4 protein-coding genes are annotated in these 11,282 nt (G+C 73.4%); all 4 read left to right on the top strand.

Annotation, left to right across the window (positions count from 1 at the left end):
• The coding region (locus D7W81_RS35165; RefSeq protein WP_147445732.1) for a baseplate J/gp47 family protein at positions 1-1,884 on the top strand (1,884 nt) is incomplete at its 5' end.
• The gene (locus tag D7W81_RS35160; protein WP_147445731.1) at positions 1,881-5,735 is read left to right on the top strand and encodes a putative baseplate assembly protein; all 3,855 of its coding nucleotides are present in this window, start codon (positions 1,881-1,883) and stop codon (positions 5,733-5,735) included. The genes D7W81_RS35165 and D7W81_RS35160, both read left to right, overlap by 4 nt.
• Positions 5,732-8,434: a hypothetical protein gene (locus D7W81_RS35155; RefSeq protein WP_120559754.1), complete on the top strand. Its 2,703-nt coding sequence runs from the start codon at positions 5,732-5,734 to the stop codon at positions 8,432-8,434. Before D7W81_RS35160 ends, D7W81_RS35155 begins: the two co-directional genes overlap by 4 nt.
• Positions 8,435-8,467: 33 nt before the next feature.
• Positions 8,468-11,282 (top strand): DUF6519 domain-containing protein (locus D7W81_RS35150; protein WP_120559753.1); only part of this gene is annotated, 2,815 nt, incomplete at its 3' end.

The raw sequence follows: 11,282 nt of genomic DNA, 5'->3' as shown, positions 1-11,282 counted from the left end.
GTCCCCTCCTGGCACGAGCGCCACGTCGCGGATCTGGGCGTCATGCTGGTGGAGATGATGGCCCACGCGGGCGATCTGCTCAGCTACCACCAGGATGCCGCCGCCGCCGAGGCCTACCTGAGCACCGCGCGGCGCCGCACGTCGCTGCGGCGCCATGCCCGGCTCCTGGACTACACGCTCCACGAGGGGTGCAACGCCCGGACATGGATGGCGCTCGAGGTGGCCGGGGACACGCTGGAGCTGCCCGCGGGCACCCGCTTCCACACCGCGCCCCTGCCCCCGGACCCCACCGCGGACCCGCAGGTGGTCCGCGGCGAGCATGTGACCTTCGAGAGCATGGCCCCCGCGCGGCTTCACCAGGCGCACAACGTCCTCCAGGTCCACACGTGGGGCGCCGAACGCGAGGTGCTGCCCCAGGGCGCCACCTCCGCCACCCTGGTGGGAGCCCTCCCGGCGCTGCGCTCCGGAGACGTGCTCATCTTCGAGGAGTTGCTCGAGCCGGCCAGCGGCCTGCGCGAGCTCGCGAACATCACCCACCGGCACGCCGTGCGGCTGACCGAGAAGCCCGAGCCCGATGTGGATCCGCTGGGCAGCGCGCAGCAGCCGCAGCCCCTCACCCGGGTGAGGTGGTCCATCGAGGACGCACTGCCGTTCCCCCTGGTCTTCGGTCAGGCGCGGTCGCCGCAGGGCCTCATGCCCATGGCCCAGGTGCTCGGCAACGTGGTGCTGGCCGATCAAGGCGAGACCCTGGAGCAGGAGGTGCTGGCGGGAGCCGGGCTCGTGGAGCTGCCGCTGCGCGGCCAGCAGGTGGCCTGCGCCGAGCCCCTGAGCGCCGCCCTCGCGCGGAGCCTGCCCGCGTCCGCCTCCCTGTGGCAGGAGCCCCGGCGGGCCCTGCCGTGCGTGCACGTGGAGGAGCTGCGCGAGGACCTCCAGGCTCCCGAGCGCGTGCGGGGCGTGCCGTGGACGGTGCGCGGGGACCTGCTCTCCAGCGATCGCTTCGAGCGTCACTTCGTCGCGGAGACCGGAGATGGAGACGCGATGGCGCTGCGCTTCGGGGACGGCTCGCTGGGCCGGCGCGTCCGGCCTGGGGCCCTTCTGCGGGTGCGGTGGCGGAGCACCCTGGGCCCCTTGGGCAACGTGGCGCCCGACACCCTGCGGAGCATCCAGACCGGGCCCCTCTCCTCGAGGATCGGCTTCGTGCGCAACCCCCTCTCCGCCCTGGGCGCCCAGCTGCCCGAGGATGCCGAGCAGGCGCGCCGCAACGCCCCGGAGGACTTCCGCACCCAGGAGCGGGCCGTCATCGAGGAGGACTTCAACCTGCTGGCTCAGCGTCTGCCCGAGGTGCGGCAGGCCGTCACCCTCCAGTCCTGGAATGGCAGCGCCTCCGTGGCGCGCGTCCATGTGCTGCCGCAGCAGGGGCGGGAGCCCCGTGCGGAGCTGCTCTCCCGGCTGCTGCGGTACCTGGCCCACCACAGCCTCATGGGCACCGAGGTGGAGGTGCGGCCCCCCGAGCTCGTCCCGCTCGACATCCTGCTGCGCGTGGGCGTCCAGCCGGGCCTCGTGCTCGCCAGCGTCCGCCAGCGGCTCGAGCAGGAGCTGGGCAGTGGGGAGCTGCCCGGAGGCCGGCTCGCCTTCTTCCACCCCAGCGCCTTCCGGATCGGCCAGCCGGTGTACCTGGCGCCCGTGGTGGCGCGCGCCGCCTCCGTGCCCGGCGTGACGTGGGTGGAGCCCCTGCGCTTCCAGCGCTGGGGCCAGGATGCCACCAGCGCCCTGGACACCGGCCGCATTCTGCTCGAGCTCACCGAGGTGGTGCTCGTGGAGGGGCTGCCGGGCCGGCCTGATCTGGGGCAGGTGCGATTCCAGCTGGAGGGAGGCCGCTCATGACGGCGCGTGGACCGGATGATCCGAGCCGTCCCCCGTTGCCGATGCGGGCCGGACGCACCCAGGCCACCGTCCTGGCGCGCATGCTCCAGCGGCTCGCCACCTGGCATCCAGCGGCCGTGGACAGCCCGCAGGGGACGGGGCTTCACGGCGTGGACCCGTCCACGCTCCCGCTCCCGCGGCAGCGCGTCCCGGCCCCGCTGCGCGGGCTGGTGCCCCTGTCCGTGCGCCAGGGCCCCCCTTCGAGCAGTGACCTGACGTATGGGCTGCTGGACGCGTGGGCCACGGTGGCCGACGTGCTCTCCTTCTACCAGGAGCGCATCACCCAGGAGGGCTACCTGCGGACGGCCACCGAGGACTTCTCGGTGCAGGAGCTGGTGCGCACCGTGGGCGTGACGCCCCGTCCGGCGATGTCGGCGCAGGTGAAGCTGTGCTTCACCGTGTCCGACAAGCCCGGCGCGCCCGACTCGCTGCTGCTGCCCAAGGGCCTCGCGGTGCAGAGCATGCCCGCGCCGGGGGGCGTGCCCCAGGTGTTCGAGACGTCGGCCGATCTGCTCGCCCGCCCCGAGTGGAGTGCCATGCCCCTGTGGCACCCCACCCGGGACGTGCTCGCCTCGCCGGTCGCGTCGCTGCGGGCGGACGCTCCCGGACTGCTGCTGCGGGATGGCAGCCACGGCATCCACCGCGGCGCCACCGTGCTGGTGCGCGCCACCACCTCCGACGGGAAGGAGTGGCTGGCGCTGCCTGGCGTCACCCGCACGGGCAGCGCGAACCAGCGGGGTTGCATTGTCTGGGATGCGCCGCTGGCTCCGACGCTCGGCGGGGCCCTGCTCTCCGAGCCCCAGGCCTGGACGTGCCGCCCCCCCGAGGCGCTGCTCGGCCATGACGCCCCCGCCTGGGACACCCTGTCGCTGGAGAAGAAGCTCCAGTACGGCGCCACCCCGGTGGGCGGAACGCAGCGCCTGGAGCTGGCCCAGGGCGCCTGGCAGCCCCTGGGAGCGCCCCCCGGCAAGGTGCTCTGCCTGCTGATGGATGGGCGCGGGCTCTTCGCCGGCGTGGAGGATCAGGGGCTGCTGCGCTCCCAGGACCGCGGTGCCACCTGGACCCCCGTCAAGGCCCTGACGCGGATGAACGTGCTCTGCCTGGGGCGTGACACCCAGGACCGGCTGGTGGCGGGCACCCGCAGGCACGGCGTGCTGCGCAGCACGGACGGAGACTCCTGGGAGACGCTGCGCGGAAAGACGATCCAGGAGACCTCGCAGCTCCCCATGTCCAAGCCGGTGACCCAGGACCTGCGGCTGCCGTCCACGCCGGTGCGCAGCGTGGCGGGCTTCCTGACGGGCAAGCACACCACCACCGCGGCCTTCCTCCTGGCGGGCACCGACGAGGGCCTGTTCTGCTGGGAGGAGCAAACGGGCACCTGGCGCCCCACCAACGAGGGGCTGCCGCTGGCCGGCAAGAGCGAGCCCACCTCCACCCCCGTGTCCGTCCTGTCCATCGTCGAGGACGAGAAGAACCAGCGCTTCGTGCTGGGCACCAGCAAGGGCGTCTTCAGCAGCCCGCGCATCGGCACGCCCTGGAAGGTGTGGGATCCGGCCACCGCCGGGCAGCCGGTGAAGACGCTCCTGCTGGATGCGAAGGGGCGGCTCTTCGTCGCGCTGGAGGACGGTGGGCTCTACCGCGCCGTGGACGGCAAACGCCTCACCGACGTGCCGGTGCCGCCCAAGACGCCCTCCGGCGTGGCCCGCGTGAGCGCGCTGCTGCCGCTGGCGTCCGGGCCCGGCGGTCCCCCGGGCCTGCTGGCCGCGCTGACCGAAGGCCTCTTCGTCACCCGTGACGGCGGCACCACGTGGACAGCGCTTCCAGCGCTTCCAGCGCTTCCCGCCCCCGCCCCCCTGGAGGTGTGGGCCGTCGCCGAGCCCGAGCCGGGCACGGTGCTGGCCTTCACCCCGGTGGTGGGCGTGACGGAGACCCAGTGGCCGGGGTGGACGCTGGAGCCGGGCCGGCTGGAGCTGGCGCGCCTGGTGCCCCGGATCGCCGAGGGCCAGCAGCTGGTGCTGGAACAACAGGCAAGCGATGGCACGGGGGTGCCCCTGGCCCTCGTCACGGTGACGCTCGTCGAGACCGAACAGGTGAAGGCCTTCGGCGACCGCCGGCTCATCACCCGCCTCCAGGTGAAGCCCGCCGTCTCCGGCCTTGACCGCGCGAGCACCCGCGTGCGCTCCTGCCTCGCCCCGCTCCCGCTGCTGGAGCAGCAGATCCGCACTCCGGCGCTCCTCCTGCCCAACACCGATCCGAGCAGCCTGCTGGCCCAGGACGACTTCTTCTTCGCGCTCGTGCGCGGCCAGGAGTCCAACGACCTGATCCCGCGGAAGTCGGTGCGGGTGGCGGGCTCCGTGGCGGACCCGACCGGACGGACGGTGGTGGTGGTGGGCCAGCGCATGCGCGCCTGGGTGGCGGCCCCCGCGCTGGAGCTCCTCTCCGAGGATGAGCTCACCCAGCAGCTGCTGCGGTTGGGCCAGGTGCTGGAGGTGATGGAGTGGCCGACGAGCGCGCCGGACACCTCACCGACATGGCGGCTGCGCACCGAGCACGGCTTCGTGGGCAAGCTCCAGGCCAGCGAGGACCAGCTGCTGCTGCTGCCCGCCGCCAAGGACGCAGAGCAGGTGGCCCTGCCGCGCAAGGTGGTGGGCACCACGCGGCAGCCTGGATCCACCCAGCTTAAATTCGAGACGGAGCTGGAGGAGATGCTCGACCCGGACACCGTGGCCGTGCGCGGCAACGTGGTGGAGGCCACCCACGGAGCCACCGTCAACGAGGTGCTGGGCAGCGGCGATGCCCGGCGCGCGCAGCAGCAGTTCCGCCTCAAGCGCTCGCCGCTGGTGTGGCTGAACACGCCGGACGGGCCCGAGCTCCAGCTGGAGCTCTTCGTCAATCAGCAGCGCTGGCACCCGGTGGACGACTGGAGCGGGCAGAAGCCGGACAGCCGCGTGTATCAGCTCCGGGTGGAGATGGACGGCACGGTGCGGGTCTTCTTCGGCGATGGGGTGCGCGGGGCGCGGCTGCCCACGGGCGCGGAGAACGTGACGGCCACCTATCGCACGGGTGGAGGACAGGACGGGAACGTGGGGGCCGGCCAGATCATCCTCCTGCGCCAGCGCCTGCTGGGGCTGCGCACCGTGGACAATCCGCTGCCCGCCACCGGCGGCACCGACGCCCAGACGGCCTCGGAGCTGCGCACCCAGGCGTCCCTGCAATTGCAAACCCTGGAGCGCATCGTCTCCTTGCGTGACTTCGCGGACTACGTGCGCGCCCTGCCCGGCGTGGCCCGCGTCCGCTCGCGCCCGCTGTGGAATGGCCATGCTCCCGTGCTCAGCCTCACCGTGGCCACCACCGAGGAGGACACCGGGCACCAGCTGAGCCCCGGGCTGGAGGAGGACATCCGCCAGAAGGTGGAGCGCTTCCGTCCCGCCCACCACGTGCTGCACGTGGACTCCTTCGTGCCCCAGCGCTTCCACCTCGGGGCAACGCTCACGGTGGATCCGGACTTCGTCACGGAGCAGGTGCGCAAGGCGGCCGCGCAGGTGCTCACGGACGCCTTCACCTTCGAGCAGCGCGAGCTGGCGCAGCCGGTGGCCACCTCGGACATCCTCCGGCTGCTCAGCGGCGTGCGCGGGGTGCTCAACGCCCGCGTCACCGCGCTGCGGCTCTCGGTAGCCGCCCCAGGCCCCGTCCCCGCCGTGCTGCGCGCGGCGGACAGCCGGTGGGATGCGCAGTCCCGCAAGGTGCTGCCCGCGGAGATGCTGCTGTTGGAGAAGTTGGGACCGGTCCTCGACGTGGAGACAGGGCCATGAAGAAATCCCGGCCCCAGCCCCTCCAGCCCATCCCCGGCGCGGAGCGCCTCTACTCCTTCCTGCCGCTCATCTACCGCATCCTGGATGCCGAGCAGGGCCATCCGCTGCGCTCCCTGCTGGGTATCATCGGCGAGGAGTTCGACCGGATGCAGGCCGACGCGCGCCAGCTCTACGACAACGCCTTCATCGAGACGTGCGAGGAGCGGATGGTGCCCTATCTGGGCGACCTCGTCGGGCAGCAGGTGGATGCGCCCGGGGAGCTGCTGCCGCACCTGCAGCGCGCGCGCGTGGCCAATGCCCTGCGGCACCGCCGGCGCAAGGGCCGCGCCGACACGCTGGAGCAGGCCCTCCATGAGGCGTGCGGCTGGAGCGCCGTGGTGGTGGACGACTTCCGGCTGCTGGCCACCACCCAGAGCATGCTGCACCTGCACCTGGAGCGCGGGCGCTCGCTGGACGTGCGGCGCCGCGGCGCCATGGCTCCGCGCCCCTCGGGTGCTCGCGCTTCCTTCGGCGTGAGCGTGCGCGGCGCGGAGGACTCCCGCGGGCCCCAGGGCCAGCTCAACCTCCAGCATGTCCACGTGCTGCTCAGCCGCACGCAGGCCTACCCCGTGGAGCGCTCCACGCCCCGCTGGGTGGCGGAAGGCTGCTACACCTTCCACGCGCTCGGCCTGGACACCCCCCTGTACACGCGGCGGCTGCACACCCCGGCCCTGCGCGAGCTGCCCGCCACGCTGGAGCAGCCCCTGCCCTTCACCTCGAAGGGCATGGAGGAGGAGGTGGCCGAGGCCATCAAGCACCTGCTGGGCCATACCCCGCATGCCCCCCGCCACCTCGGCCCTGGCGGCGGTCTGCAGGTCTTCCTGGCCGGCACGCCCGTGCCCACCGCGGACTTCCACGCGCGGAGCCTGGAGTCCTGGCACCGCCCGGGCCCCAGCTACGTGGGGCTGCGCTCCGGCCACGTGCACCTGGAGCACCTGCCCCACCACCCGGAGCTGCACGTGCGGCTGGGCAAGGAGGGCCCCCACTCCCTCCGGCTGCCCCACCACGCCCGCGAATCGCTCGCGGCGATGGCCCACGCGCTGGAGCAGGCCCTGCGTGGCGCCAGCTCCCAGGCCGCCTTCACGCGCGCTCGCGTCCTCGTGCTCGGTGAGCGCCTGCTGGTGGTACCGGGCGTGCCGCTCGAAAAGGACCCGGTGCGCTTCGAGGCGGCCTCCGGGGATGACAAGAGCGTCCACGCGCTGGGCCTGTCCCGCCCTCATGCGCACCGCGTGGCGGTGCTCATCTCCCGCGAGCTGCGCCCTGCCCACGCGACGCCTGCGTCCCACCCGTTGAGCCTGAGGTTGGGAGACGCGCCACCCGTGGCCCTCCAGGTGCCGCTGGGCGCGGCCCCCGCGGAGCTGGCGCAAGAGCTCCACAAGCAGCTGCCGCCGCACGCGGGCTGGCACGTCCACGCCGCACAGAACCTGCTGTTCGTGGTGGCCGAGGCTCCTGACGACGCGCGGTACCTCCGGGCCGAGGAGTCCGTCGCACACGAGGCGCGGACGGCCCGGTGGCTCGGGCTGGCGTCCCAGGTGGCGGTGGACGTGGACCGGGGCAGGCTGGCGCTCTCCCTGGGGACCTCCGAGTACGCGCTCCAGGTGAGCTGGGCCTACGGCCGGGCCTCGGACGTGGGCGCGGGCCCCTTCCCGCGCGAGGCGGGCCTGCAGCCGCCCGTCGAGGGCACGTGGTACGCCGAGGTCGGCAAGACCTTGCCCTCCGCGCCCGGTTCCCCGCTGCGCTTCGAGAGCCTCGCCCAGGCGCTCGAGGAGTGGAACCAGGGCCCTGCCGGCAGGAGCACCACGCCTCGCAGGGGGCTGCTGCGCCTGATGGACAGCGCCACCTATTCCAATGGCGCGGACGGCTTCTCCATCACCCTGGAGCATGCCTCGCTGCGGCTCGAGGCCGCCGAGGGCGAGCTGCCCTCGCTCGACGGCGAGCTGAAGGTCTCCGCCGCCGAGACCGGGTCGCGGCTGGTGGTGGACGGGGTGCAGGCGAAAGGCCTGCGGCTCGCGGGCTCCGTGCGGGTGGAGGTGGCGCACTGCACCCTGCTGGGCTCCATCACCTCGGACACCTCGAACGCCTGGCAGGAGGTCGAGGTGCGCCAGAGCCTGCTGGGTCCCGTGCGCCTGAATGCCGGGGCCGCCCACGTCACCCTGGTGGACAGCCTGGTAGGCGCCATTGACGAGGTGGCCATCGCCGGGCTGGCCGCTGGCTCGGCGGGCCCGGTGTCGGTGCTGGAGCGCTGCACGCTGCTGGGCAAGGTGCATGTGGAGGCGCTGGAGCTGGCGCGAGACTGCCTCTTCACCCGGAGGGTCCGGGCGGTGAACCGGATGGGCAGCCAGTTGATCGGCTGCGCGCTCTCCTGGTCGTCCCGCGAGCTGCCATACCAGCGCTGCCTTCTCTTCTCGGCGCCGCTGGAGGAAGCGCGGGAGGGGGTCATCGCTTCAGCGCCTGCCTTCGTGTCACTGTCCGTGTCAGCGCCTGGCTACGGCCGGCTCGCTGACGCTGGGCCAGCGGAGCTGCGCACGGCGGCCGAGGATGGTGGTGAGCCTGGTGTCTTCCATGATCTGCACGAGGAGCGACGGCTCGCCACGCTCGAGAACGTGCTGGACGAGTACCTGCCGGCGGGGCTTGGCGCCGCGGTCTCGTTCATCGACTGAGTTCCTTGCCGAAGCCCTTGCGAAGCCCCTCCCATGACGAGTGACTACTCCCGCTCCACGTTCAACCGCCGCAAGCACTACACCGCCGTCCGCATGCAGCAAGGCCGTGTGCAGCTGGACGCGGACTGGAACGAACAGGCGGACATCCAGGCGCACCAGCTGCGCGAGCGGACGCGAGATCTCCTCGGCCCGAGCGGGGCTCCGGTGGACTGCGCGGGCTTCGAACTCAAGGTCGAGCACCACGCTGGCGGCACGGAGGGGGCGCGGCGGGAGCGGCTCGTCATCGGCCCGGGCCGCTACTACCTGGACGGCGTGCTGTGCGAGAACGAGGCCTCCGTGCCCCTGGAGGCGCAGCCGGACAGCCCGGGACAGCCTCCGCTCAGCCACCCCGGGGTGTTCCTGGCGGTGCTGGACGTGTGGGAGCGCACGCTCACCGCCTACGAGGATCCGGACATCCGCGAGGTGGCGTTGGGCGGCCCGGACACCGCGGTGCGCACGAAGCTCGTGTGGCAGGTGCGCACCCTGCGGGTCCACGAAGATCCGGATGCGCCGGACCAGGGCCACTCGGACGAGGCGTATCGGCACTTCCTGTCTCGCCAGGCGCGCACCGGGGAGCTGCGCGCGCAGCGCAGGCCCGGGGTGGCCACGGCGCTGCCGGGCAATCAGCTCTACCGGGTGGAGGTGCAGGAAGGCGGCGAGTGCGCGGGCGGCCCGCTCGAGCACGTGGGCCAGTGGCCCTCGCTGGAGGTGGAGGCCGCGGGCAGTGACGCCGCGGTGCTCCAGGTCCGGCACCCGCGCCACGTGGACTGGAAGCCGTGGCGGCAGGACCGCTACGTGGAGGTGGTGGCCGAGCACGGGACGCACCTGGCACGGCTCACCCAGGTGGACCCGGCGACGGGGCGGCTGAAGCTCTCGCCGGCCCTGCCCCCGGAGCGCGGAGCCCCCCAGCGGCTGCGGCCCATCGCCAGCTTCAAGTGGTCGCGCGACAACGGCATCCAGGTGCTGCCCATCGCCTCGGTGGAGGGCTCGCGGGTGCGGCTGGCGGCGCCGGTGGGCACGCGTGGGGTGGAGCTGCGCGTGGGCGATCTGGTGGAGGTGGTGGACCACCGCCTCGTGCTGCGCGGCGAGCCGGGCCCCTTGTGCCAGATCCACTCCGTGGCGGAGGACCGGCAAGAGGTGACGTTGAAGGGGACGCTGCCCGAGGACCTGGGCACGTCTCCCAAGGACCCTCCGCTGCTGCGGCGGTGGGACCAGACCCCCGCCGCCCCCGGCCCGCTGGCGGTGGACTCGCAGTGGGTGGAGCTGGAGCACGGCGTCCAGGTGCAGTTCACCAGACACGGCGGCTACCACCCGGGCGACTTCTGGATGATGGCGGCGCGCACGCGCACGGGCGACGTGGAGTGGCCCCGGGACGAGCGACAGCAGCCGCTGCCGCAGCGGCCTCACGGGGGCGAGCACCACTACACCCCGCTGGCGCTGCTGCGCCTGGACGCGCGGGGCCAGGTGGGCGTGGAGGACCGGCGCATCCTCTTCGCTCCGCTGTCGCGCGGGGTGGGTCCGGACGCGCCGACGGGGCCCGTCACCTTCCCGGAGGACGTGCGGGTGCTCGGCGCCCTGCGGGTGGACGCGGAGCTGGAGGCCGGCAGCATTCGTGGGCAGCTCGCGCACGACACGGTGGGCACGCACCAGCTGCAGCCCCACGCCGTCACGGCGAGCAAGCTGGCCTCGGGCAGCGTGCACCCGCGGCACCTGGCGCCCGAGGTGGGCCTGGTGCCCGCGGGCGCCTGCATCCTGAGCGAATCCCCGCGGCCGCCCGCCGGCTACGAGGCCAGCCACCTGACGGTGTCCGCCTTCGATCACCACGCCCAGTGGGTGGAGCGCGCCGCGCTGCCGCCGGGGCGGCGGGTGCTGGTGATGCTGGGGCAGGTGGCATACGCGCTGATGGACAGCGGCGAGGTGTGGCGCTGCCAGGGCGAGGCGGAGAGCTGGAAGTTGGTGGACCACCTGCAGGAGCCGCAGCCCGGCTTCACCGCGGTGGCGGTGGCACACCGCATCCACGTGCTGGGAGGGCATGACGAGCACAACCGTCCCCTGGCGCGGCACTGGGCCTTCGAGCCGCCCGCCACGGGGGAGGGCAAGGGGCACTGGACGCGGCTGGAGCGCCTGGTCACCCCAAGGGACGAACCGAGCGCGGTGGAGGTGCATGGCCTGCTCTTTGTCCTGGGCGGCGTGGAGTGCTGGCCCCTGCCCTGGTGGGGCGCGGAGTCCCAGCTGCACCGGCCCTCGCTGCTGAGCTGGCTCAAGCACAGCAGCGCGCAGGTGGAGGTCTACGATCCGCTGAACGACACATGGGGCGTGGCGCGGGAGATGCCACAGCGCAGCAGCCGCTTCGGCGTGGCGGCGCTGCGCGGGCGCCTGCACGTGGTGGGCGGCGAGCACCAGCGGCTGCTGCTGCCGTCCCGGCCCCAGAAGAGGCACGCGCAATTCGACCCCCACACCCAGCGCTGGACGCGCCTGGCCTCCCTGGGGCTGGGGCGCTCGGAGGTGGCGGCGGCGGCGGTGGATGACCGGCTCTATGTGGTGGGAGGCAGCTTCGCCGGCCAGCCGGTGGACGAGGTGGAGCGCTACAGCTTCACCAGCGATACGTGGCTGCCCCAGGAACCCCTGCCCGAGCCCCTGCGCGGCGCCGCGGCGGTGATGCTCCCGGGCGAGCTGCTCGTCACGGGAGGCGCGAACGCCTCGGGGCCTGTGTCCGCGAGCCACTCGCTCGAGGTCGCGGCGCTGCTGTACGTGCACCGCAAGCAGGAGGCGCACGCCACGCAGGCGCAGCCCGTGCCCCAGCCCGTCC

Source organism: Corallococcus aberystwythensis (assembly GCF_003612165.1).
Classification (GTDB): domain Bacteria; phylum Myxococcota; class Myxococcia; order Myxococcales; family Myxococcaceae; genus Corallococcus; species Corallococcus aberystwythensis.
This window is presented reverse-complemented; position numbering and strand designations above follow the sequence as displayed.